We start from the raw sequence: 23,244 nt of genomic DNA on the forward strand, positions 1-23,244 counted from the left end.
AAAGTAGGCCGGTGCACAGGCCGTGTCAACGACCTTCGGGAACCTGCTCCGCCGCCGTGCGGAGGGCGCTACGAACGCCCCGCCGCGAGCCCGGCCAGCTTCGCCACGGTGTTCATGTTGCGGGTCGTGACGCGGGCGGTGCCGGTGGGTACCCTCAGGCGGCTGCTGCCCATCCCGTGCGGGTAGTGCACGTAGACCTCCCGGTCTCCGAGGACGATCTCCTCGTCGGCCCTGCCCGTCGCACCCTCGGCGGTGCCGTCGGTGGGCGAGGTGTCGAGGAACATGACGCCCACGCGGCTCGGCGAGGCGTCCGGGAAGGGGTTGCGGTCCCGCACCCGGACGAGCTCGTCCGGCGTCCGGACCAGGACACCCACCGGTCTGCCCGCGTGCTCACGCAGCGCGCTCTCGAGGGCCTCTCGTGCGCCGTCGGACCCGAGGCCCGTGGTGAACAGGACGTTCCCGCTGGCGATGTACGTACGCACGTCGGTGAACCCGATCGTCTCGCACCGGGCGCGCAGGTCGCTCATCGGCAGCTTGCCCGTGCCGCCGACGTTGACGGCGCACAGCAACGCGACGAGCAGGGTCCTGTCCCGGGCGGCGGTCACCGGACCACCGTACGACGTGCGGGCGCCGGACCTGCCCGCCGTCAGTAGCCGAGCGGAGTCTCGACAGACTCCCAGTGCCAGGCCTCCGGGAGCCGCCCGTCCGGCTCCGCCCAGGCCGGATGGGTCCAGCCGTAGTCCTCGGCGTGCTCCTTCATCCAGGCGTACCGGGCGCCGTCGAAGCTCTCCGGGCCCATGCTGAGGTCGACGGCGGTACCGAGCCCGTGATTGGAGCAGCCCGGGGGAGCGGCGAGAGGGTTCGGATCGTCGGGGTCGTAGACCGCGACCTGCTCCTCGTACGAGCGGTACGCGGAGTTCACGGTGAGGTGCTCGCCGAACTCCGCCCGGAACGCCTCGTCGAGAGCCACCAGCCCGTCGACCAGGTCCGCGCGCACCGAGTGCTCCGGCGCCCAGGGGATGGGCGCGAGCCGCTTCGCGGGGAGCTTGCCGGCCTCCGGGAACCAGACCTGGTCCGGTTCGGGACAGACGGCGGCGTCCTGTGCTGACATCAGGTCGGTGGTGGCCACGTCGAGGTCGTCGCGGTGCGTGGCCAGCGTGCCGGCGATGCTCTCCAGGTCGGCCAGCGGCAGCTCGGCGAGACGGTCCGCCTGCGTGGTGCCGAGCGTGTCGGCGGCGACGTCGAGGGCGTGGCGCAGGTCGGACCGTGCCGTCTCGTCGGCCCCTCGGCCGGCGTCGGCGAGCTCGTCCGTCGCGGAGAGGATGCGTTCCGCCCGGCGTTGCACCGGCCCGAGCGTCTCGCGCACCTCCGCCGCCTCGGACGTCGCGAACGCACGGCGGGACCCGTGCACCGTCGTGACGGCTCGCTCGAGCCGGTCACCGGCGCGAGCGGCGTCACCCGGCCGCCGGTCGAGGACCGGGCGGCCCTCCAGGACCGTCCCGGCCTCGTCGATCACGCCGGACAGCTGCGACCGGACGCCGTCGTCGGCCACCCTGTCCGCGGAGTCGGCGAGCTCGCTCCGCGCGACGTCGACCTGCGCGGCCAGCTCCTGCGCCTCGATCGACAGGCTCCGCCCGACGCCGACACCTGCGGCGACGAGCACGCCGACCAGCGCCAGCGGAACGAGGATGGCCGCGGCGCGCCGTCCGGAGCCCCCGACCCGGTCCGCACGCACGTGCCGCAGCGCCTCGTCCACCGCCGGCGCCCGAGGGCTGAGCAGGGCCAGCAGCGCCCCGCCCAGGAACGCTCCGAGCGCGTACCAGGCAAGGTCCGCCGCCCCGAAGCCGGTCCCCAGGACGAACCGCGCGGCGGGGACGCGCTCGAGCAGCTCCCCGGGCATCCCGGTCAGGTGCGACAGCTCGATCGCCGTGCACACCGTGAGGGCGGTCACGGACGCCACGACCCGCGGTGCGCGCGGAAGCACCAGGACGACGAGCCAGACGACGAGCATCGCGTACAGGACGTCGCCCAGCGGGCCGCCGACGTCGCCGGGCAGCCAGGCCCGTCCCGCGAGCCCGGCCGCCACCGTGGCGCCCGCCAGGAGGAGCGCCGTCACCCGCGGCAGGCGGGGCGCCGGCCCGCTCACCGGACGGCGGCGCGGTGCTGGAACGGCTGCACGACGGCTCGCGCCCGGGGCGTGTCGGAGGAGTTCACGGGGGAACCTTACCGACGAGCGGCGTCGTGTGACCCAGACCGCGGACCCGGGAGCGTGCGACCCGTAGACTGGCGGCTGATCCCGCACCCACTTTCTGAAGGACACCCCTGCCTTGATCACCGCCCACGGCGTCGAGCTGCGCTTCGGCGCCCGCGTCCTGCTGCACGAGGCCACGTTCCGCGTGGCTCCGGGCGACCGCATCGGCCTGGTCGGCCGCAACGGCGCCGGCAAGACCACGCTCACCAAGACCCTCGCGGGCGAGACCCTGCCGGCAGGGGGCACGATCACCCGCGGCAACGAGATCGGCTACCTGCCGCAGGACCCGCGCACGGGCGACCTCGACGTCCTGGCGATGGACCGGGTGCTCAGCGCTCGCGGCCTCGACAAGATCGTGGCGAAGATGCGTCAGGCGGAGAAGGAGATGGCGAGCGAGGACGCCGACGTCCAGGTGTCGGCGATGGAGCGCTACCCGAAGCTGGAGACGCGGTTCCTCGCCGCCGGCGGCTACTCGGCCGAGTCGGAGGCGCACCGCATCACGAGCAACCTCGCGCTCGACGACCGCATCCTCGGCCAGCCCCTGCATACGCTCTCCGGCGGTCAGCGCCGACGCGTCGAGCTCGCCCGGATCCTGTTCTCGGGGGTCGACACGCTGCTGCTCGACGAACCGACCAACCACCTGGACGCCGACTCGATCGTCTGGCTGCGCGACTACCTCAAGTCGTACTCCGGCGGGTTCATCGTGATCTCCCACGACGTGGAGCTGCTGCGCGCCACGGTGAACAAGGTCTTCCACCTGGACGCCAACCGCGGCGAGCTGGACCAGTACAACCTGCGGTGGGACCCGTACATCGCGCAGCGCGAGCAGGACGAGCGCCGTCGCCGGCGCGAGCGCGCGAACGCCGAGAAGAAGGCCGGCACGCTCCTGGCGCAGGCCAACAAGATGCGGGCCAAGGCGACCAAGGCGACCGCCGCGCAGAACATGATCAAGCGCGCCGAGCGGATGCTCGCCGGCACCGAGGGCGAGCGCCAGACCGACAAGGTGGCGGCGCTGCGGTTCCCGAAGCCGGCACCCTGCGGCAAGACGCCGCTCACCGCCCGGGAGCTGTCCAAGAGCTACGGCTCCCTCGAGGTGTTCGCGGGGGTCGACCTGGCGATCGACCGCGGGTCACGGGTGGTGATCCTCGGGCTCAACGGTGCGGGCAAGACGACGATGCTGCGGTTGCTGGCCGGCGTCGAGACTCCCGACACCGGCGAGGTGCTGCCGGGTCACGGGCTCAAGATGGGCTACTACGCTCAGGAGCACGACATGCTCGACATGGACGCCACCGTCGTGGAGAACCTGCGGCACAGCGCCCCGGACCTCACCGACACCCAGGTGCGCACCACCCTCGGGTCCTTCCTCTTCAGCGGGGACGACGCCGAGAAACCGGCGCACGTCCTCTCCGGCGGGGAGAAGACGCGGCTCGCGCTGGCCACGCTGGTGGTCTCCAGCGCCAACGTCCTGCTGCTGGACGAGCCCACGAACAACCTCGACCCGGCGTCACGCGCGGAGATCCTCGGCGCGCTGAACACCTACGAGGGCGCCGTCATCATGGTCACCCACGACGACGGGGCCGTCGACGCGCTCAACCCGGAGCGGGTGCTGCTGCTGCCGGACGGCGACGAGGACCTCTGGTCGGACGACTACGCGGAGCTCGTGTCCCTCGCCTGAGGGCCGGGTCGCGCCGCGTCGACGAGCGCGTCCTCGTGGTCCTCGTCCACCCGGCGGGACGGGCGGCGCTCGCGGCGCGGACGTGAGGACCCCTCCGGGTCCGCGGCGGCGATGAGCTCGCCGGCCGTGACGGTGGCCGCTCGGGTCTCGCGCCGCCACAGCAGCACGAATCCGCCGACTGCCCCGAGCGCGAAGATCGCCCACTGGAACGTGTAGCTGAGGTGGGAGCCGGGGTCGGTGTCCGGGCGTGGCGCCGGCACCAGCGCCTCGTCGGCGGCCGGGGCCTCGCTGCGCATCTGCCCGTACGCGCCGACGGTCCGGTCTGCGGACGCGGGTCCGTCGGCCGGCCCGGCCGCCAGGACCTGCGCGGTGTTGACGCGCGACACCGTCCCGGCCTCGGCGCCGCGGTCGGCCGCGGGCTCGTCGGCCCGGAGCGTGACCGTCACGGCGACCTCGCCGTCCGGGGGAGCGGGGACGGACGCCGGCTCGGTGGCGTCGGCGCCGAGCGGGACGAACCCGCGGTCGACGACGATCACCACGGGCTCGCCGGCGAGCTCGGTGCGCAGCGGCACCAGGAGGTGGAAGCCGGGGGTGCCGTTGACGGGCCGGTTGCGCAGCAGCACCGTCCCGGACGGGTCGTACTCACCGACGACCACGGCGGGCCGCCACACGTCGTCGGCCGTCAGGGTCGCTCCGGGCGTCGCGACGAGCTCCTCCAGCGGCACGGGCGCCGCCGCGTAGTTGACCTGGACGAGGTCGATCTGCTCCTGCCGGTCGGTGTACCGGTGCCACTGCCAGAACGCCGCGAGCACGCACAGGCCCGCGAGCAGGACCGCTGCGAGACCGAGCGTGGCCCACTGCCGACGAGTCCGCTTCACACGTGCTCCAGCTCGCCGACGGGGACGGTCTGCTTCCAGAACGACCGCGCGCCGAGGAACTGCTCGAGGTGCTCACGGTGGTCGTCGCACGCGAGCCACACCTTGCGGCGTTCGGGAGTGTGGAGGCGCGGGTTGTTCCACAGCAGGCCCCAGCGCGCGTCGGCGCGGCATCCCTTGGCCGAGCACACGAGCTCGTCGGCGGTCACGGGGTCGGCGCCCAGGCCGAGCACGTCCATCAGTCGTCCTTCCGGCCGTCGGGTGCCGCCGACGGCGTGTCGTCGGTGTGGTCCACCACGCGTGGGCCCGGATCGTCGAGGGGTGTCGGCGTGGCCTCGATCTCGGACGGCTGCACGGGCTGCACCGCCGACGAGTCGCGCGTCGACCGGTCGCGCCCGGCGTTGACGAGCAGCACCGCGGAGTAGGGCAGCACGACGGCGCCGGCGAAGCAGACCCACATCAGCCAGCCGTCCACGAGGAGCGCGGCGGCCAGGATCAGGACGATCCTCAGACCCATCTGGAACAGGTACTGGCGCAGCCGTCTCCGCTGGTCCTCGGCAAGGCTTGCCGGGACGCCCGTGATCGAGGTGACCTCGTGGGGCCGGGGCGTGCTCACCCGTCCAGTCTACGGCTGCACCCGCGCTGCTCGGTCTTTGGAGGAAACCGACAATCCCGTTCGGCGACGTGTGCCTCGCCGTCAGCGCGGGACCGGCACGGCACCGGGGTACGGTCGCACAGGCGCACCGCCGTGCACCCGGACCGCAGGGTCCGTCGTCGAGAGGAGCATCCGTGGCAGAGCAGGCAGCATCCGGCCGTGTGGTCGTCGTGACCGGGGCCGCACGCGGCATCGGCCGTTCGATCGCCGAGCGATTCGTCGCCGCAGGGGACGTCGTCGCGACGATCTACCGGGGCGGCGACCTGCCTGAGGGCGTCCACGGCTTCGTGGCGGACGTCACGGACAGTGCGGCGGTCGACGCCGCCTTCGGCGAGATCGAGGCGCAGCTCGGCGCTCCCACGGTGCTGGTCGCCAACGCGGGCGTGACCCGCGACCAGCTCCTGATGCGGATGAGCGACGACGAGTTCGAGCAGGTCGTCGACGTGAACCTCACCGGGACGTTCCGGTGCGTGCGCCGCGCCTCCAAGCCCATGATCCGCGCCCGGTCGGGGCGCATCGTGCTGATCGGGTCGGTCGTCGGGCTGTACGGCGGTCCGGGCCAGGTCAACTACTCCGCCACGAAGGCCGCCCTGGTGGGCATGGCCCGGTCGATCACCCGTGAGCTCGGGGGGCGGGGGATCACGGCCAACGTGGTCGCCCCCGGTTTCGTGGAGACCGACATGACCGCCGCGCTGCCCGAGGGCACCCAGAAGAAGTACCGGGAGTCGATCCCCGCGGGCCGGTTCGCGACCCCCGACGAGGTCGCCGGCGTCGTGGAGTTCCTCGCTTCGGACGCCGCGGCCTACGTCTCCGGCGCGGTCGTGCCGGTCGACGGCGGCCTGGGCATGGGCCACTGAACTGTCCCTCGGGCGCACGGCCCGATACGCTCCCACCAGAACTTCACTGAAAGGTCACCATGGCTCTGCTCGACGGCAAGAAGCTGCTCATCACGGGCGTCCTGACGGACAGCTCGATCGCCTTCCACGCCGCGCGGCTCGCGCAGGAGGAGGGTGCCGAGGTCGTCCTGACGTCCTTCGGGCGGCAGATGAAGCTGACCCAGGCGTTCGCGAAGCGGCTGCCCGTCACCGCGCCCGTCGTCCAGCTCGACGTGACGAGCTCCGAGGACCTCGCCTCGCTCGCCGACCAGGTGCGTGAGCACACCGACCGGCTCGACGGCGTCGTGCACTCGATCGGGTTCGCGCCGCAGAGCGTGATGGGCGGCAACTTCCTGTCCGCCGAGTGGGACGACGTCGCCACCGCGGTGCAGGTCTCGACGTTCTCGTACAAGTCGCTCGTCACGGCGGCCCAGCCGCTGATGGCGGACGGCGGGGCGTACGTCGGCCTGACGTTCGACGCCGGCTTCGCGTGGCCCGTCTACGACTGGATGGGTGTGGCGAAGGCCGGGCTCGAGTCCGCCAACCGGTACCTCGCGCGGGACCTGGGGCCGTCCGGCATCCGGGCCAACCTGGTCTCGGCGGGCCCGATCCGCACGACCGCCGCCAAGTCCATCCCCGGCTTCGAGGCCATGGAGGACGCCTGGCCGCGCCGTGCGCCACTCGGTTGGGACCAGACGACGGCAGAGCCGGCGGCCCGCGCGGTCGTGGCGCTGCTGTCCGACTGGTTCCCGGCGACGACGGGCGAGATCGTGCACGTCGACGGCGGCGTCCACGCGATGGGTCAGTGAGCGAGGTCCCGTGAAGCAGCCGAAGCACGCCGTCGCCGTCCCGGACAAGGGACGTCGGCTCGTGCTGCTTCGGCACGCGAAGGCCGAGCCCGGCAAGGGCACCGTGCTCGACGCGGATCGCGCGCTCGCGTTGAACGGGCGCAAGCAGGCCGGTCGGGTCGGGATGGCCCTGACGGCGGCGGGGATCGTCCCGGACCTCACCCTCGTCTCGTCCGCGCTGCGCACCCGCCAGACCTGGGAGCTCGCCCGAGCCCACCTGGGCAACCACGGAGAGCGCAACCATCTGGCGGCCGAGGTACGCGACGAGCTCTACGCGGCGAGCATCGGTGACGTCCTGGAGCTCGTCCGGGGCGTCGACCCGCGGGTCAAGACGCTGCTGGTCATCGGGCACGAGCCCACGATGGCGGCCACCGCCGCCTATCTCGCCGACACGTCGTCGGACGACGCCGCTCTCGCGCAGGTCCGTGTCGGGGTGCCGACCGCGACCTACTCGGTGCTGCACGCCCTCAAGCAGCCGTGGGCTGAGTGGGGCAAGCGGTCCGCCACGCTGCTGCGGGTCGGCCGCCCGAGCTAGGCGCTCGGGCAGCTAGTCCTGCGGGGAGGCGACCGGAGCGGCGGCGTCGACCTCGTCGACGATGCGCAGCACCTCGTCGAGCCGCGGCCCGTCGATGCTGTACGGCGCCTGCTCGCGCACCAGCGGCTTCGCGGCGAACGCGATACCGATCCCGGCGGCCCCGATCATGTCGAGGTCGTTGGCGCCGTCGCCCACCGCGACGGTGTCCGCCATGCCGAGCCCCAGCTCGGCCGCCCACTCGCGGAGCGTGGTTTCTTTGTGGGCCCGGTCCACGACGGGGCCGACGGTCCGGCCGGTGAGCACGCCGTCGGCCACCTCGAGCCGGTTCGCGCGCCAGCGGGTGATGCCGAGCGGCGCGGCGAGCGGAGCCAGGATCTCGGCGAACCCGCCGGAGACGAGAGCGAGCTCCCACCCGCGGCGCTGCACCTCGGCGGTGAGCTCGGCCGCACCCGGCGTCAGGATGACCGCCTCGCGCACCGCGTCGAGCGCGGACACCGGCACGCCGGCGAGCGTGGCGACGCGTTCACGCAGCGAGGCGGCGAAGTCGAGCTCGCCCCGCATCGCGCGCTCGGTCACGGCGGCGACCTCGTCGCGGGTGCCGGCGTGCTCGGCGATGAGCTCGATGACCTCCTGGGTGACGAACGTGGAGTCGACGTCGGTCACGACGAGTCGTCGACGACGCGGTCGGCCGGACAGTTCTGGTCGGGGCGCGGCGGTGGCGCTGTCAGGCAACGTGGGAACCCTTCGGGACGACGGTGATCCCCGAGTCGGTGACGGTGAAGCCCCGGGCCCGGTCCTCCTCGTGGTCGACACCGATCCGGGCGCGCTCGTCCACCACCACGAACTTGTCGAGGATGGCGCGGTGCACCTGGGCGTGCCGGTGCACCTGGACGCCGTCCATCACCACGGAGTCGGTGACCGTCGCCCAGGAGTGCAGGTGCACGCCCGGGGACAGGATGGACCCTGCGACCGTCGCGCCGGAGACGAGGACACCAGGTGAGACGATCGAGTCTGCGGCGTGCCCGAGGCGGCCCGGGCCCGCGTGGACGAACTTCGCCGGCGGGAGACCGGTGTAGCCGGTGTACAAGGGCCAGTCCTCGTTGTACAGGTTGAAGACCGGCTGGACGGCGATGAGATCCTTGTTCGCGTCGAAGTACGCGTCGATCGTCCCGACGTCACGCCAGTACGCCTGGTCCCGGTCGGTGGAACCGGGGACGTCGTTGCGGATGAAGTCGTAGACGCCGGCCGTGCCCTCCCGGACGAAGGCCGGGACGATGTCGCCGCCCATGTCGTGCCGGGAGTCGGGGTCCGCCGCGTCCTTCGTGACCGCCTCGACGAGGGCGTCGGCGTCGAAGACGTAGTTGCCCATGGAGGCCAGCACCTCCTGCGGGGAGTCGGGCAGGCCGACAGGCGCCACCGGCTTCTCCAGGAAGTCGCGGATCCGCGTGGGGTCCTCGGGCTCGACGTCGATGACGCCGAACTGGTCTGCGAGCGCGATCGGCTGGCGGATCGCCGCGACCGTGGCGCGGGCACTCGACTCCACGTGCGCGTCGACCATCTGCGAGAAGTCCATGCGGTACACGTGGTCCGCGCCGACCACCACGACGATGTCGGGACGCTCGTCGTCGATGATGTTCAGGCATTGGTAGATGGCGTCCGCCGAGCCCAGGTACCAGTGCTTGCCGACACGCTGCTGCGCCGGGACCGAGGACACGTAGTTGCCGAGCAGGGAGGACATGCGCCAGGTCTTGGAGATGTGCCGGTCCAGGGAGTGCGACTTGTACTGCGTCAGCACGATGACCTGCAGGTAGCGCGAGTTGATGATGTTCGACAAGGCGAAGTCGACGAGCCGGTAGATCCCGCCGAACGGGACCGCTGGTTTGGCGCGCTGGGAGGTCAGCGGCATGAGTCGCTTGCCCTCTCCGCCGGCGAGGACGATGGCCAGGACCCGCGGGTGTGACGACGCCATGCCCCGACCCTAGGACCTCGCGGCGGCGGATGCCGCGCGACGCGGCCGGGAGCGCTACGTTGAGGTGCGTGAGCCACCCGTTGAGGATCGACCTGCTGACCCGCGAGTTCCCGCCCCACGTCTACGGTGGCGCCGGGGTGCACGTCGCGGAGCTGTCCGCCGTCCTGCGCAGGCACGCCGACGTCCGCGTGCGCTGCTTCGACGGGCCGCGGCCCGGCGTCGAGCACGTCACCGGCTACGACGAGCCGGCCACCCTCTCCGGGGCGAACGCGACGCTGCGCACGCTGGGGGTGGACCTGGCGATCGCGGACGACGTCGCGGGCGCCGACGTGGTGCACTCGCACACCTGGTACGCGAACATGGCCGGCCATCTGGGCGGCATGCTGCACGGTGTCCCGCACGTGGTCACGGCGCACTCGCTGGAGCCGCTGCGCCCCTGGAAGGCCGAGCAGCTCGGGGGCGGCTACACCGTCTCGAGCTGGGCCGAGCGCACCGCCTATCTCGGCGCGGCGGGGATCGTCGCGGTCTCCGCGGGCATGCGGGCCGACATCCTGCGCTGCTACCCCGAGCTGGACCCCGACCGGGTGCACGTGGTCCACAACGGGATCGACCTGGACGGCTGGGTGCGTCCGCCGGACGACGTCGTGGCGCGGGTCGCGGGGAAGCACGGCATCGACCCGACCCGGCCCGCGGTGGTCTTCGTCGGGCGCATCACCCGGCAGAAGGGCCTGCCGGACTTCCTGCGGGCGGCCGCCCGGCTGCCGGACGAGGTGCAGGTCGTCCTCGGCGCCGGCGCCCCGGACACCCCGGAGATCATGGCGGAGGTCCGCGACCTCGTGGACGAGCTGCGGGCCACGCGCGGGGGCGGAGCGGCGGCCGGTGTGGTGTGGATCGAGGAGATGCTGCCCCGGGAGGAGCTGTGCGCGGTGCTCGCCGCCGCGACGGTGTTCGCCTGCCCGTCGGTCTACGAGCCGCTCGGTATCGTCAACCTCGAGGCCATGGCGGTGGGCCTGCCCGTGGTGGCCACGGCCACGGGCGGCATCCCCGAGGTGGTCGACGACGGCGTCACCGGCGTCCTCGTGCCGATCGAGCAGGCGGACGACGGTACGGGGACACCGCTGGACCCCGAGCGGTTCGTGGACGACCTGGCCGCCGCCCTGACCGCCGTCGTCGGCGACCCGGCCCGTGCCGCCGCGATGGGTGCCGCGGGGCGCCGGCGGGTCGAGGAGCACTTCGCCTGGGCGTCGATCGCCGAGCGCACGATGGACGTCTACCGGACGGTGCTCGAGGGGCCGTGACGGTCCGGGGCGCCGCGCCTCAGGGCACGGAACCGTAGGTCGCGGCGCTCAGCGCGCGGCGGGCCGTGCGCTCGACCTCGCGCAGCGCCGTCGACCGCTGGTCCATCTGCCACAGGTTGACTGCCGCGCCGTCGTCGTCGGTCGCGAGGTCCACGATGGCCAGCAGGCGGGTCGCGAGCTGCATGACGCGGGCGCGGCGCCCGTCGAGGTCGGGGACGGGCCAGCCGGACGTGCTCGAGCTGCGGACCCGCTCGATCGCGTCGGCGGCGTCGTCGCGCCACCGGGAGACGTCGAGCGCGTCGAGGGCGTCGGTCGCGACGACGAGGCTGCCGCGCAGCTCGCGCTCGGCGTCCGCGAGCGAGCCGAGCGTGCCGGCCACGAGGGTCGACCACGGGGGGACCTCAACGACCTGCCACGACACCAGGTGCCCCGGCTCGAGAGTGGTGCCGAACGCGGTGACGCGGGGCACGGCCGCCCAGGAACCGGCGGAGGTGGTCACGAGCAGGCACTCGCCGGACTCCGTGGCGGCGGCCGTGGCGGCCGCGGGCACGCCGGAGGGGTCGCCGGGTGCGGGCAGGACGGCGCAGACCTCCCGGGGCCCGTCGGAGAAGGTCGCGACGAGCTCTTTCAGCGTGACCTGCTCGGCCTCGGCGCCGGGCAGGCCGAGGACGGCGTGCGGCTCGTCGTCGTCGGTCACCGAACGCACCGCGAGGCCGTGCGACGCGCCGAGCGCCTGGAGCCACAACGCCAGCACGACGCTGCGGGGCAGGGTGGTGGTCTCGCTCACGCCTCGCACGATAGACGCCTGACGTGCCTCGGCGCCTGTCGCGACGCCTCGTGGACCGCTTCGGCGAGGCGGTCCACGGTGGGCCGGGTGGGCTCCCCGCTCCGGTAGGGTCGGGCACCATGAGCGCGGTACTCGACCTGCAGGGCGTCACCGTCCGACGCGGCACCTCCACGATCGTCGACTCCGTCGACTGGACCGTCTCCGAGGGGGAGCGCTGGATCGTCCTCGGTCCCAACGGGGCCGGCAAGACGACGCTGCTGCAGATCCTCGCGGCACGTTCGCACCCGACGTCCGGCACCGCGGACCTGTTGGGTGAGCGCCTCGGGAAGGTCGACGTCTTCGAGCTGCGTCCCCGGATCGGCTTCTCGTCGTCGGCGCTCGCCGATAAGATCCCGCACCACGAGTCCGTGCGCGACGTCGTCGTGACCGCCGCGTACGGCGTCACGGGCCGCTGGCGCGAGGAGTACGAGGAGCTGGACACCGAGCAGGCGCTGGCGCTGCTCGGGGCGTTCGACGTCGCGGACCTCGCGGACCGCCGCTACGGCACGCTCAGCGAGGGCGAGCGCAAGCGCGTGCAGATCGCCCGGGCGCTCATGACCGACCCGGAGGTGCTGCTCCTCGACGAGCCGGCCGCCGGGCTGGACGTCGCCGGGCGCGAGGAGCTCGTCGGCGCGCTGGCCGAGCTCGCGGGGGACGAGTCCTCCCCGGTGCTGGTCGTGGTCACCCACCACGTGGAGGAGATCCCGCCGGGCTTCACGCACCTGCTGCTCCTCGGGGACGGCAAGGTCGAGGCGGCCGGCCCTCTCGAGGAGGTCCTCACGTCGGAGAACCTCTCGCGGGCCTTCGGCATGGACCTGCTCGTGGCGCACGGCGGCGGCCGCTGGCTCGCCCGGGCGGCACGACCTGCTCGACGCTGAGCCGCTGCCCGATCCGGCGAAAATTTGGTAAATTCAGAGCAAAGCAGACGGCGACCGCGGAGGTAGGGCCATGGACGGCTGGTTGTGGTGGATCGGCGGGGCGCTCGTCCTCGCGGTCGTCGAGATGCTCTCGCTCGACCTCGTCTTCATCATGCTCGCGGGCGGTGCCGTCGCGGGCGGCGTCACGGCGGCCGCCGGCGGACCGTTCTGGCTGCAGATCGTCGTGGCGTGCGTCGTCGCGGTGCTGCTGATGATCACGCTGCGGCCGTGGCTGCTGCAGAACCTGCGACGCCGGACCGACCTCGTCGAGACGAACGCTGCCGCACAGGTCGGCAGGATGGCCGTCGTCGTCTCCGACGTCACCGAGACCGGGGGGCGCGTCAAGCTCTCCGGCGAGGTCTGGTCCGCGCGGCTGGTCGACGACGGGCTGCCGAACAGCTCGGGTCTCGTGCCCGAGGGCATCGAGGTCCGCGTCGTGAAGATCGACGGAGCCACGGCGGTCGTCGCGCCGGCCGGGGCGACGAGCCAGAACGCCGACGGATCCGTCTGACGACGGCGTCCTCCAACGGAAAGAGAACTCGTGGAAGATCCAGGAACAATCATCGGCTACATCGTCCTGATCGCGCTCGTCATCTTCGTGGTGGTGACGCTGTTCAAGATGGTGCAGATCGTCCCGCAGGCGACGGCCTTGATCATCGAACGGCTCGGCCGGTACCAGAAGACCTTCGAGCCGGGTCTGCACTGGCTGATCCCCTTCATCGACAAGGTGCGCGCCGGCGTCGACCTGCGTGAGCAGGTCGTCTCGTTCCCGCCGCAGCCGGTGATCACTTCGGACAACCTCGTCGTCAGCATCGACACCGTCATCTACTTCCAGGTGACCGAGCCGAAGTCCGCGGTCTACGAGATCGCCAACTACATCAGCGGTATCGAGCAGCTGACGGTCACGACCCTGCGTAACGTCGTGGGTTCGATGGACCTCGAGCAGACGCTGACCAGCCGTGACCAGATCAACGGCCAGCTGCGCGGTGTGCTGGACGAGGCGACCGGCCGGTGGGGCGTGCGCGTCAACCGTGTGGAGCTGAAGTCCATCGACCCGCCGGCCTCCGTGCAGGGCGCGATGGAGCAGCAGATGCGCGCCGAGCGTGACCGTCGTGCCACGATCCTCACGGCCGAGGGTGTCAAGCAGTCGGCGATCCTCACCGCCGAGGGTGAGAAGCAGTCGCAGATCCTCAAGGCCGAGGGTGACGCCCAGGCGGCGATCCTCACCGCCGAGGGTGAGGCGCGGGCCATCCTGCAGGTGTTCGGGGCCATCCACGAGGGCAACCCCGACCCCAAGCTGCTCGCCTACCAGTACCTGCAGATGCTTCCGGAGATCGCGAACGGCTCGTCCTCCAAGCTGTGGGTCGTCCCGACGGAGTTCACCGCAGCTCTCGGCTCGATCGCCAAGGGCTTCGGCGGGACGCCCGGCACCCCCGGCATCCCCACCGAACCGTCGGACGACGACAGCGGCAGCGGCGTGAGCGCCGCCGTACGGTCGGCGCTCGGCCAGTCGGGCCTGCAGGACCCGGGCGAGGCGCTCGCCGAGGCCCGCCGGCAGGCGCAGGCCGCGACGGCGGACGCCACGAGCTCCGGCACGCGGTCCGGTGCCCCGTTCGAGCCGAACGTCGAGCGCGGGCAGCGGCCGGTCGGCGAGCAGCCGCCGGCCCCGCCCGCCCCGCCGGCGCCGCGCACGCTCGGCGCCGAGGACGAGGGCACGCCGCCGGCACCGCAGCAGTGAGCCGACGGCCGTCCAGCGGCCCGCGGAGCCCCGTCGTCCCTCGTGGGCGGCGGGGCTCCGTCGTGCCCGGGCAAGGTCGCCCTGCGACGGCGTCGCTTGCGGAGTGAGGACTCACTCACTTACGCTGTCGCGGTGAACGACCCTGCTCCGACGCGCGCCCCCCGGATGGACCCTGACGAGCGCCGTACGGCGATCATCGCCGCCGTGCTGCCGGTCGTGGCCGAGCATGGCGTCGACGTCACCTCCCGCGAGCTGGCCCGCGCGGCGGGCGTCGCCGAGGGCACCCTCTTCCGGGCGTTCGGCGACAAGTACTCGCTCCTCGGCGCCGTCGCCGTCGAAGGGCTGCACCGCGCCTCGGGAGCCGACCAGACCCGCGTCGAGCTCGCGGACATCGACCGGACGCTGCCGCTCGCGTCACGCCTGGCCGAGGTGATCGAGCTCGGGCGGCGCCGGATGGGGGAGGCGGTGCGCTGGATGGGCATCCTGCGGGTGCTGCACCACCGTCCGGGCGCTCGCGACGGCGCCACCGATCCCCAGGTGCGCGATTTTCGTGCACGACTGGCCGAGCAGCGCGAGAAGCAGCGCGAAGCGACCATCGAAGGGCTCACCGACGTCCTGGCACCCGACGCCCACCGGCTGCGGGTCCCGGTCGACGTCGCCGTCGCCCTCGTCGAGGCGAGCATCGCCGGGACCCACGCCCGAGTCGACCACCTGATGCCCGCGCCGTCGGTCGAGGTCATCGCCGACGCGCTCGTCCACGGCATTGTCACCTCGTCCGACAGCCCGGAGGCCTGATGCTCGTCGCGCTCGTGCGCCGCTACCTCCGCCCCTATCAGGGCGCGGTCGTGCTCCTGCTGCTCCTGCAGCTCGTCGCCACGCTGGGATCGCTGTACCTGCCCTCGCTCAACGCGGACATCGTCGACCAGGGCGTGACGCTGGGCGACACCGGTTACATCATGCGGACCGGCGGCTGGATGCTCGCCGTCAGCCTCGCGCAGGTGCTCTGTGCGATCGGTGCCGTCTACCTCGGCGCCCGGGCAGCCACCGCGCTCGGCCGGGACCTGCGCCGGGACCTCTTCGACTCCGTGCAGCAGTTCTCGGCCCGGGAGCTGGACGGGTTCGGGGCGCCGTCGCTCATCACCCGCACCACCAACGACGTCCAGCAGGTCATGATGGTCGTGCTCATGACCTTCACGGTCATGGTGATGGCGCCGATCATGATGGTCGGCGGCGTCGTCATGGCGCTGCGCGAGGACCCGACGCTGTCGCGGCTGCTGCTGGTCGTGGTGCCGATCCTGGGTGCCGCCGTCGGCCTGATCATGTGGCGGATGGTCCCGTACTTCCGGGGGATGCAGGCGCGGATCGACGTCATCAACGCGGTGCTGCGCGAGCAGATCACGGGGATGCGCGTGGTGCGCGCGTTCGTCCGCGAGGAGCGCGAGGCGCAACGCTTCGGCGCGGCGAACACCCGCCTCTACGACGTCTCGCTCGGCGCCGGCAAGCTCATGGCCCTGGCCTTCCCCACGGTCATGCTCATCATGAGCCTCTCGCAGGTCGCCGTGCTCTGGTTCGGTGCCGGCGAGGTCTCCGCCGGCGAGCTGCAGGTGGGCTCGCTGATGGCGTTCCTGTCCTACATCATGTTCATCCTCATGGCCGTCATGATGTCCACGATGATGGTCATGATGGTGCCGCGGGCCGCGGTCGCCGCAGGCCGTATCAGCGACGTGCTCGGTACCCGGTCCACGGTGGTCGAGCCCGCGGAGCCGGTCGCGCTCGCGTCGCTCGCGGGCGACCAGGGCCCGCGGGGGCGCGTGAGCTTCGCCTCGGTGGAGTACGGCTACCCCGGAGCGGACGAGCCGGTGCTCCACGACCTCACCTTCACCGCGGAGCCGGGGCGGACGACGGCGATCATCGGCTCCACCGGAGCGGGCAAGACGACGCTCCTGAACCTCGTGCCGCGGCTCTTCGACGTGACCGGCGGCAGCGTGAGCATCGACGGTGTGGACGTCCGGGACCTGTCGCTGCACGACCTCGGGTCGTTGACGGGGCTGGTGCCGCAGAAGGCGTTCCTCTTCTCCGGCACGGTCGCGGACAACCTGCGGTACGGCAAGGGCGACGCGACCGAGGCCGAGATGTGGGCCGCGCTCGAGGTGGCACAGGCCCGCGACTTCGTCGAGGCGCTGCCCGAGGGTCTGCACGCGCCCGTCTCCCAGGGCGGCACGACGTTCTCGGGCGGCCAGCGGCAGCGCCTCGCCATCGCTCGCGCCGTGATCCGCCGTCCGCGGATCTACCTCTTCGACGACTCGTTCTCCGCGCTCGACTACGCCACCGACGCGCGCCTGCGTGCGGCGCTGCGGCCGCGGACGGCGGACGCCTCGGTCATCGTCGTGGCGCAGCGGGTCGCGACGATCCGCGACGCCGACCAGATCCTCGTCCTCGACCACGGGAGGATCGTCGGGCGCGGCACGCACACCGAGCTGCTCGAGTCCAACGAGACGTACGCCGAGATCGTCACGTCGCAGATGTCCCTGGAGGAGGCAGCATGAGCCACCCGCACGCGGCTGCCGGCATGCCGACGGCCAAGCCCATGGACTTCTCCGGTTCCTTGCGGCGCTTCGCCACCACGATGCGTCCCGAGCGCGCCCGGGTCGTGTTGCTGACCCTGTGCGGGGTGGTCTCGGTCGCGCTGACCGTGACCGGCCCCAAGATCCTGGGCGACGCGACGAACGTCATCTTCGAGGGTTTCGTCGGCCAGCTCCTCGGCCGGACCATGCCTGCGGGGACCACCACGCAGGAGGCCGTCGCGGCTCTGCGTGCGTCCGGCGACGACTCCCAGGCGGACATGGTCGCCGCGATGGGCGACGTGGTGCCCGGCCAGGGCGTGGACGTCGACCGGCTCGCGCAGATCCTCGTCGTCGTCGTCCTGATCTACGTGGGGGCGTTCGCCTTCGGCTGGCTGCAGGCCCGGCTGATGACCGTCGCGGTGCAGAACACGGTGCGCCGGCTGCGTGACGACGTCGAGGCCAAGCTGCACCGGATCCCTCTCAGCCATGTCGACAAGCAGGCTCGTGGCGACATCCTGTCCCGCGTCACGAACGACATCGACAACGTGGCGCAGTCGACCACGCAGACGCTCGCGCAGCTCGTGACGTCGCTGCTGACCGTCGTCGGCGTCCTGGCGATGATGTTCTGGATCTCCTGGGTGCTGGCCCTCGTGGCGCTGGTCACGGTGCCGCTGTCGGTCGTGCTGACGATGGCGATCGCGAAGCGGTCCCAGCCGCAGTTCGTGGAGCAGTGGGCGGCGACCGGCCGTCTGAACGCTCACGTCGAGGAGATGTTCACCGGCCACGCCCTGGTCAAGGTGTACGGCCGCCAGCAGGACGCCGCACGGACCTTCGCCCGCGAGAACGAGGCGGTCTACGACGCGACCCGGCGCTCACAGTTCATCTCGGGCACCATCCAGCCCTCGATGGGCTTCCTGGCGAACCTCAACTACGTCCTGGTCGCCGTCATCGGCGGGCTGCGGGTGGCGTCCGGGCAGCTGTCGATCGGCGACGTGCAGGCGTTCATCCAGTACTCGCGGCAGTTCACCCAGCCACTGACCCAGGTGGCCTCGATGATGAACCTGCTGCAGTCCGGCGTCGCGTCCGCCGAGCGGGTCTACGAGCTGCTCGACGCGCCCGAGCAGGACCCGGACCCCGTCCCCGCCCGGGAGCTGACCGACGTGCGGGGCAGGGTCGAGTTCTCCGGAGTCTCCTTCTCCTACGATCCGCAGGAGCCGCTGATCGAGGACCTCGACCTCGTCGCGGAGCCGGGACAGACCGTCGCGATCGTGGGTCCGACCGGCGCCGGCAAGACCACGCTGGTGAATCTGCTCATGAGGTTCTACGAGATCGACGGCGGTCGCATCACGCTCGACGGCGTCGACACCCGCGAGCTGACCCGCCACGCGCTGCGCTCGCGGATCGGCATGGTGCTGCAGGACACCTGGCTGTTCCGGGGCACCATCGAGGAGAACTTGCGCTACGGCGTCCGCGACGGCACGGAGGTCTCGACGGAGACCTTCCTCGAGGCGACCCGGGCCACCTCGGTGGACCCGTTCGTGCGGACGCTGCCCGACGGCTACGACACCGTGCTGGACGACGAGGGCACCGCGTTGTCGGCGGGGGAGAAGCAGCTGCTCACGATCGCCCGGGCATTCCTCGCCGACCCGGAGATCCTCGTGCTCGACGAGGCGACCAGCTCTGTCGACACCCGGACCGAGGTGCTCGTGCAGCAGGCGATGAACGCGCTGCGCTCGGGGCGCACGGCGTTCGTCATCGCGCACCGGTTGTCGACCATCCGCGACGCGGACGTCATCGTCGTCATGGAGCACGGCCGGATCGTCGAGCAGGGCGACCACGACGACCTGCTCGCCGCCGACGGTGCCTACGCCCGCCTCTACGCGAGCCAGTTCGTGGCTCCGGTCGTGGAGGAGTCGGAGGCGGTCCAGGACGTCAGGACGGCAGCACCATGAGCCGGACCGGCGGAGCGCCGGCCTGCTGCCAGTCGAACCGTGCCTCACCGACGATCCGCCAGCCCTTGCGCAGGTAGACGGCGTGGGCCACGCCGTCGCGGTCGTCCTCGTCGAGCACGGAGGTGCGTCCGGTGCCGCGGATCCACTCGGTGGCCGCGTCCAGGAGTCGTCCGCCCACGCCCTGGCCCTGGCCCTGGGCGACCCGGTGCACGTTAGAGGACCGAGACGCAGGACAGCTCGCTCACCGGCCGGCGACGTGCTCCGGGTTGATGCGCCGGGCAGCGGTGGCGTGCCAGAGTGGGCCCGTGATCGCCCACCGCCCCCACCATGCGTCGGGACCGTCCACCGGCGAACGAGGCGGCACGGGGCGGGACGCACCCCGCCGTCCGAGCGTCACGGTGGGGATCCTGGTCGTCCCCGCCGTCCTGCTCGCCGTCGCGGCGGCCGGGGCGCTGCTGCCGGGCGTGCCGTGGCTCGGGCAGGTCGGCGGGTATGCCGCGGCCTGGGCCCCGTGGCTCGTCGTGGCCGGGCTGGCGGTGACGGTGTGCGCGACCGTGGCGCTCCTGCGTCGCGGTTCGGTCACCAGGGTGGTGGCCGTGGCGGGCGGGCTGGTCGCGGCGGCGCTGTCGTTCGTCGTGGTCACCCAGCAGCTGCGCGTCGCGCAGGAGCACGCGGTCGGGGTGCAGATCGCCGAGCTCTTCCGGTTCACGCCGGGCGACACGGAGGCCGACCTGGACGCCCGGTACGGCGAGGCCGACGGCGAGCCGCAGGACCTGTCGTTGTGGCTCCCGGAGGGCGGGGCGGCCGGTGAGGCGCCGGTCGTGGTCCTCGTCCACGGTGGTGGCTGGGTCGCGGGCGAGCGGTCGCAGACGACGACGGCGTCGCACGCGGCCTGGTTCGCCGCCCAGGGCTACCTGGCCGTCAGCATCGACTACCCGCTCTCCGGCGACGACCGGCACCTGTGGGACGCCGTGGAGCCGCAGGTGGCCTGCGCGCTGGTGTGGGTGGGCGAGCACGCTGCCGAGCACGGGGGCGACGCCGACAGGGTGTTCCTCGCCGGGGACTCGGCGGGCGGCAACCTCGCGCTGGAGGTCGCCTTCCGTGCCGCCGCCGGGGACCTGGACCCGGCGTGCGACGGGACGGTGCCGCCCGTGGCCGCCGTCAGCACGCTGTACCCCGTGGCCTCGCCCGGCGGCCTCCACGGGAACACCGACCCCGTGATGGGCAGCCGGGGGCGCGAGCTGACGGAGCAGTACACGGGCGGGTCGCCGTCGGAGTACCCGGAGCGGTACGCGGCGATCACGCCGGCGGAGCACGTGACGCCCGACTCCCCGCCGACGCTGATGGTCGCCGGGGAGGCCGACCATCTCGTGCCGGCGGCCGGGGCGGAGGAGCTCGCCGCGGTGCTCTCGGGCGCGGGCGTCGCACGGGAGCTGGTCCTGCTGCCCGCGGCGGACCACGTGTTCGACAGTGCGCCGGGCGGGATCGGCACCCAGGTCTGGCGCGATCTCACGCTGAGGCTGTTCGAGCGGTCGTGACGTGGTGCGGCACCATGGTCGTGTGACTCTCTTCACCGCACCCACCGACCACACGCCCGACCCCTCCCTGGCGCACCGGCGCGCGCAGGCGGAGGTGACTGTCACCGGGCCGGACGGCGTGCCGCTGGCCGGCACCGACGTCGTCGTGGCCCAGAGGCGGCACGCGTTCGGGTTCGGCTGCATCGGCTTCGAGCTCGTGGACCACGCGAACGGCCGTTCTGCCGACCCTGCCTACGACAACGATTTCGCGGACCGCTGGCTCGACGTCTTCAACATCGCCACGCTGCCGTTCTACTGGGGCACGTTCGAGCCCGCCGAGGGCGCGCCCCGCACGGCCGAGACGCTGGCCGCGGCCCGCTGGTTCGCCGACCGCGGCGTGACCGTCAAGGGGCACCCGCTGGTGTGGCACACGGTGCAGCCGCGGTGGCTCCTCGGCAGGCCGCTCGACGAGGTCGAACGGTTGCAGCGCGAGCGCATCCGGCGCGACGTCGGCGACTTCGCCGGGTTCATCGACACCTGGGACGCGATCAACGAGACCGTCATCATGCCGGTGTTCACCGCCGAGGAGAACGCGATCACGCCGCTCGCGCGGCTCAAGGGCCGCGTGGAGACGATCCGGATGGCGTTCGACGAGGCGCGGGCCACCAACCCGGGCGCCACCCTGCTGCTCAACGACTTCGACATGTCGACGGCCTACGAGTGCCTCATCGAGGCGGTGCTTGAGGCGGGCATCCGGATCGATCGGCTGGGCCTGCAGTCGCACATGCACCAGGGCTACTGGGGCGAGGAGAAGACGCTGCGCATCCTGGAGCGGTTCGCGCGGTACAACATCCCGATCCACCTCACCGAGAGCACGCTGCTGTCCGGCGAGGTGATGCCGGAGCACGTCGTCGACCTCAACGACTGGCAGGTGGAGTCCTGGCCGTCGACCCCGGAGGGGGAGGAGCGTCAGGCCGACGAGGTGGAGCGGCACTACCGCACCCTGCTCAGCCACCCGGCGGTGGAGGTCGTCAACTACTGGGGGCTCGGGGACCGCGGCATGTGGCTGGGTGCTCCCGGCGGGCTGCTGCGCGCGGACGGGTCGCCCAAGCCGTCCTACGACCGGCTGCGCTCCCTCGTCAAGGGCGAGTGGTGGTACGCACCGATGACGCTGCGCACCGACGACGCCGGACGGGTCCGCGTCGAGGGGTTCCTCGGCGACTACGAGGTCTCGCTGCCCGATGGCGGCGACGCGGCGGCGCTGAGCCTCGACCGGGCGGGGGAGCAGACGGCGCAGGTGCGCCTGGCGGGCTGAGAGAATCCCCGGGTGACCTCGCCCGCCGACCCTCGTCCCGCCGTCGTCCGTGTCACCGATCCCGGTGACCCGCGGCTGCGCGACTACACCGACCTGACCGACGTGAAGCTGCGCACCGTGCGGGAGCCCGCCGAGGGACTGTTCATGGCCGAGTCCTCGAACGTCATCCGGCGGGCTCTCGCCGCGGGGCACCGGCCGCGCTCGTTCCTCATGGCCGACAAGTGGCTCGACTCGATGGCCGACGTGCTCGACGCCCACCCCGAGGCCCCGGTCTACGTCGCCGACGAGCGGGTGCTGCGCGAGATCACCGGGTTCCACCTGCACCGTGGTGCGTTGGCCGCGATGCACCGCCCCGAGCTGCCGGCCGTGCACGAGCTGGTCGCCGGGGCACGCGGGGGAGCCGGGGCGCGGCGCGTGGCAGTGCTGGAGGACATCGTGGACCACACCAACGTGGGCGCGATCTTCCGGGCGGCGGCGGGCCTGGGTGTCGACGCCGTCCTCGTCTCTCCACGGTGCGCCGACCCGCTGTACCGCCGGTCGGTACGGGTGTCGATGGGAACCGTGTTCCAGGTGCCGTGGACGCGGCTGGCCACGTGGCCCGGCGGCCTGCACGACCTCCAGGACGACGGCTTCACGGTGGCGGCGCTGGCGCTCGCCGACGACGCCGTCTCGCTGGACGACCTGGCGGCCGACCCGCCGGAGCGTCTCGCGCTCGTCCTCGGCGCCGAGGGGGACGGGCTGTCGCGCGGTGCCGTCGCGGCCGCGGACCGGGTGGTGAAGATCCCGATGGCCGGCGCCGTCGACTCGCTCAACGTGGCGGCGGCGTCGGCCGTGGCGTTCTGGGCGACCCGCTCATGAGGCGGACCGCCTCGTGGCTCCGGCCTCGCCCCGCGCTCGGTCAGGCCGGACGGTCGGACCGGTGGCGCAGGCGCTCGCGGGCGGTGCGTCCACGCCTGGCCGCAGGGACGACGCCGGTGGCGGACGCGAGGCCCATCGCTCCGGGGACGTCGGCGTAGAGGGTCTCGTGGCCGCCGGCCGGGACGGAGTAGGTCTCGTGCCAGACGCCGACCGCGCCGGGCACCTTCGTGGCGCGGCGGTAGAACTCGAGCCACGCGGGGCGGTGCCGGCGCTCGTCGGCGTTGGCGTACCGGTAGACGTCCTCGACGGTGCGCCAGTACTGCACCATCGTGGGGCCGCGCGCCCCGACCAGCGTGGTGGCACCGAGGAACCCGGAGTCCGGGTCCTGGTACAGCTCGCGGAGCATCGGCCTCATGGCGGCCAGGGCCGGCCACCAGGCGTCCGGCCGCCAGAGCTTGTTGATCCGGGCGCCGATGAGGAAGACGGCGAGGTCGCCGTCGTGGTCGTGCGTGGTGAGGTCCACCATGACGTCTCCTTGGATAGTTAGACTCTCCATTATTGGAGAGTGTTACTCTC

At 72.5% G+C, this 23,244-nt stretch carries 24 protein-coding genes; 14 read left to right on the top strand and 10 right to left on the bottom strand.

Annotated features, from left to right (window positions below):
- Positions 1–68: 68 nt before the first annotated feature.
- Both ACH5HR_RS00155 and ACH5HR_RS00160 read right to left on the bottom strand, forming a co-directional pair.
- Entirely contained in the window at positions 69–605 is a 537-nt protein-coding gene (locus ACH5HR_RS00155; protein WP_416475602.1) for a DUF1697 domain-containing protein, read from the bottom strand.
- 41 nt (positions 606–646) lie between these two features.
- Entirely contained in the window at positions 647–2,116 is a 1,470-nt protein-coding gene (locus tag ACH5HR_RS00160) for a DUF2809 domain-containing protein (RefSeq protein WP_416475604.1), read from the bottom strand.
- Between the two features lie 211 nt (positions 2,117–2,327).
- On the opposite strand from ACH5HR_RS00160, the gene ACH5HR_RS00165 reads away from it, so the two are divergent.
- On the top strand, positions 2,328–3,926 hold the full coding sequence (locus ACH5HR_RS00165; protein WP_402377214.1) for an ABC-F family ATP-binding cassette domain-containing protein: 1,599 nt from the start codon (positions 2,328–2,330) through the stop codon (positions 3,924–3,926).
- Here the strand turns inward: ACH5HR_RS00165 and ACH5HR_RS00170 are convergent.
- Genes ACH5HR_RS00170 through ACH5HR_RS00180 form a run of 3 tightly spaced genes read right to left on the bottom strand, consistent with a single transcriptional unit; the run spans position 3,899 to position 5,417 of the window.
- A complete protein-coding gene (locus tag ACH5HR_RS00170) occupies positions 3,899–4,804 on the bottom strand; it encodes an SURF1 family cytochrome oxidase biogenesis protein (RefSeq protein ID WP_402377217.1) in 906 nt (301 codons plus the stop codon). The two genes, ACH5HR_RS00165 and ACH5HR_RS00170, sit on opposite strands and share 28 nt — an antisense overlap.
- A complete protein-coding gene (locus tag ACH5HR_RS00175; RefSeq protein WP_402377219.1) occupies positions 4,801–5,040 on the bottom strand; it encodes a hypothetical protein in 240 nt (79 codons plus the stop codon). The genes ACH5HR_RS00170 and ACH5HR_RS00175 overlap by 4 nt, the downstream gene beginning before the upstream one ends.
- The gene (locus ACH5HR_RS00180) at positions 5,040–5,417 is read right to left on the bottom strand and encodes a DUF3099 domain-containing protein (RefSeq protein WP_402377222.1); all 378 of its coding nucleotides are present in this window, start codon (positions 5,415–5,417) and stop codon (positions 5,040–5,042) included. Before ACH5HR_RS00180 ends, ACH5HR_RS00175 begins: the two co-directional genes overlap by 1 nt.
- A 173-nt stretch (positions 5,418–5,590) precedes the next feature.
- Here ACH5HR_RS00180 and fabG point away from each other — a divergent pair, with 173 nt between their 5' ends.
- Genes fabG through ACH5HR_RS00195 form a run of 3 tightly spaced genes read left to right on the top strand, consistent with a single transcriptional unit; the run spans position 5,591 to position 7,714 of the window.
- Positions 5,591–6,313, top strand: a complete 723-nt coding sequence (gene fabG / locus ACH5HR_RS00185; protein WP_416475605.1) for a 3-oxoacyl-ACP reductase FabG — start codon at positions 5,591–5,593, stop codon at positions 6,311–6,313.
- A gap of 59 nt (positions 6,314–6,372) precedes the next feature.
- Complete coding sequence (gene fabI / locus ACH5HR_RS00190; protein WP_402377228.1) at positions 6,373–7,140, top strand: enoyl-ACP reductase FabI; 768 nt, start codon at positions 6,373–6,375, stop codon at positions 7,138–7,140.
- Between the two features lie 10 nt (positions 7,141–7,150).
- A complete protein-coding gene (locus tag ACH5HR_RS00195; RefSeq protein ID WP_416475606.1) occupies positions 7,151–7,714 on the top strand; it encodes a SixA phosphatase family protein in 564 nt (187 codons plus the stop codon).
- Between the two features lie 12 nt (positions 7,715–7,726).
- On the opposite strand, the gene serB is transcribed toward ACH5HR_RS00195, so the two are convergent.
- Both serB and glgC read right to left on the bottom strand, forming a co-directional pair.
- Positions 7,727–8,446 carry a phosphoserine phosphatase SerB gene (serB, locus tag ACH5HR_RS00200; protein ID WP_402377232.1) on the bottom strand — a complete coding sequence of 240 codons (720 nt, stop codon included), beginning with the start codon at positions 8,444–8,446 and terminating at the stop codon, positions 7,727–7,729.
- Complete coding sequence (gene glgC / locus ACH5HR_RS00205; protein ID WP_416475608.1) at positions 8,439–9,683, bottom strand: glucose-1-phosphate adenylyltransferase; 1,245 nt, start codon at positions 9,681–9,683, stop codon at positions 8,439–8,441. Before glgC ends, serB begins: the two co-directional genes overlap by 8 nt.
- Before the next feature lie 80 nt (positions 9,684–9,763).
- On the opposite strand from glgC, the gene glgA reads away from it, so the two are divergent.
- The gene (gene glgA, locus ACH5HR_RS00210; protein WP_416476393.1) at positions 9,764–10,981 is read left to right on the top strand and encodes a glycogen synthase; all 1,218 of its coding nucleotides are present in this window, start codon (positions 9,764–9,766) and stop codon (positions 10,979–10,981) included.
- Positions 10,982–11,000: 19 nt separating this feature from the next.
- On the opposite strand, the gene ACH5HR_RS00215 is transcribed toward glgA, so the two are convergent.
- Entirely contained in the window at positions 11,001–11,768 is a 768-nt protein-coding gene (locus ACH5HR_RS00215; protein WP_416475609.1) for an Rv1486c family protein, read from the bottom strand.
- Between the two features lie 119 nt (positions 11,769–11,887).
- On the opposite strand from ACH5HR_RS00215, the gene ACH5HR_RS00220 reads away from it, so the two are divergent.
- The 6 genes from ACH5HR_RS00220 (at position 11,888) to ACH5HR_RS00245 (ending at position 18,978) form a co-directional block, all read left to right on the top strand.
- Positions 11,888–12,685, top strand: a complete 798-nt coding sequence (locus tag ACH5HR_RS00220) for an ABC transporter ATP-binding protein (protein ID WP_402377239.1) — start codon at positions 11,888–11,890, stop codon at positions 12,683–12,685.
- A 70-nt stretch (positions 12,686–12,755) separates the two neighbouring features.
- Positions 12,756–13,235: an NfeD family protein gene (locus ACH5HR_RS00225; RefSeq protein ID WP_416475610.1), complete on the top strand. Its 480-nt coding sequence runs from the start codon at positions 12,756–12,758 to the stop codon at positions 13,233–13,235.
- A 30-nt stretch (positions 13,236–13,265) separates the two neighbouring features.
- On the top strand, positions 13,266–14,462 hold the full coding sequence (locus tag ACH5HR_RS00230) for an SPFH domain-containing protein (protein WP_402377243.1): 1,197 nt from the start codon (positions 13,266–13,268) through the stop codon (positions 14,460–14,462).
- Positions 14,463–14,594: 132 nt separating this feature from the next.
- The gene (locus ACH5HR_RS00235) at positions 14,595–15,257 is read left to right on the top strand and encodes a TetR/AcrR family transcriptional regulator (RefSeq protein ID WP_402377246.1); all 663 of its coding nucleotides are present in this window, start codon (positions 14,595–14,597) and stop codon (positions 15,255–15,257) included.
- Positions 15,257–17,008 (top strand): ABC transporter ATP-binding protein, encoded by a 1,752-nt coding sequence (locus ACH5HR_RS00240; protein WP_416475611.1) that lies wholly within the window; start codon positions 15,257–15,259, stop codon positions 17,006–17,008. Before ACH5HR_RS00235 ends, ACH5HR_RS00240 begins: the two co-directional genes overlap by 1 nt.
- Entirely contained in the window at positions 17,005–18,978 is a 1,974-nt protein-coding gene (locus ACH5HR_RS00245) for an ABC transporter ATP-binding protein (RefSeq protein ID WP_416475612.1), read from the top strand. The genes ACH5HR_RS00240 and ACH5HR_RS00245 overlap by 4 nt, the downstream gene beginning before the upstream one ends.
- Here ACH5HR_RS00245 and ACH5HR_RS00250 read toward each other — a convergent pair.
- Entirely contained in the window at positions 18,959–19,189 is a 231-nt protein-coding gene (locus tag ACH5HR_RS00250; protein ID WP_416475614.1) for a hypothetical protein, read from the bottom strand. The two genes, ACH5HR_RS00245 and ACH5HR_RS00250, sit on opposite strands and share 20 nt — an antisense overlap.
- Positions 19,190–19,283: 94 nt before the next feature.
- Here ACH5HR_RS00250 and ACH5HR_RS00255 point away from each other — a divergent pair, with 94 nt between their 5' ends.
- Genes ACH5HR_RS00255 through ACH5HR_RS00265 form a run of 3 tightly spaced genes read left to right on the top strand, consistent with a single transcriptional unit; the run spans position 19,284 to position 22,668 of the window.
- Positions 19,284–20,516 (top strand): alpha/beta hydrolase, encoded by a 1,233-nt coding sequence (locus tag ACH5HR_RS00255; RefSeq protein ID WP_416475615.1) that lies wholly within the window; start codon positions 19,284–19,286, stop codon positions 20,514–20,516.
- A gap of 22 nt (positions 20,517–20,538) precedes the next feature.
- Entirely contained in the window at positions 20,539–21,810 is a 1,272-nt protein-coding gene (locus ACH5HR_RS00260; RefSeq protein ID WP_416475616.1) for an endo-1,4-beta-xylanase, read from the top strand.
- Between the two features lie 12 nt (positions 21,811–21,822).
- On the top strand, positions 21,823–22,668 hold the full coding sequence (locus ACH5HR_RS00265) for a TrmH family RNA methyltransferase (RefSeq protein ID WP_402377262.1): 846 nt from the start codon (positions 21,823–21,825) through the stop codon (positions 22,666–22,668).
- Positions 22,669–22,708: 40 nt separating this feature from the next.
- On the opposite strand, the gene ACH5HR_RS00270 is transcribed toward ACH5HR_RS00265, so the two are convergent.
- The gene (locus tag ACH5HR_RS00270; protein WP_416475618.1) at positions 22,709–23,194 is read right to left on the bottom strand and encodes a DUF4188 domain-containing protein; all 486 of its coding nucleotides are present in this window, start codon (positions 23,192–23,194) and stop codon (positions 22,709–22,711) included.
- Between the last annotated feature and the right edge of the window lie 50 nt (positions 23,195–23,244).

Source organism: Isoptericola maris, from assembly GCF_048065335.1.
Taxonomy (GTDB): Bacteria; Actinomycetota; Actinomycetes; order Actinomycetales; family Cellulomonadaceae; genus Isoptericola; species Isoptericola rhizosphaerae.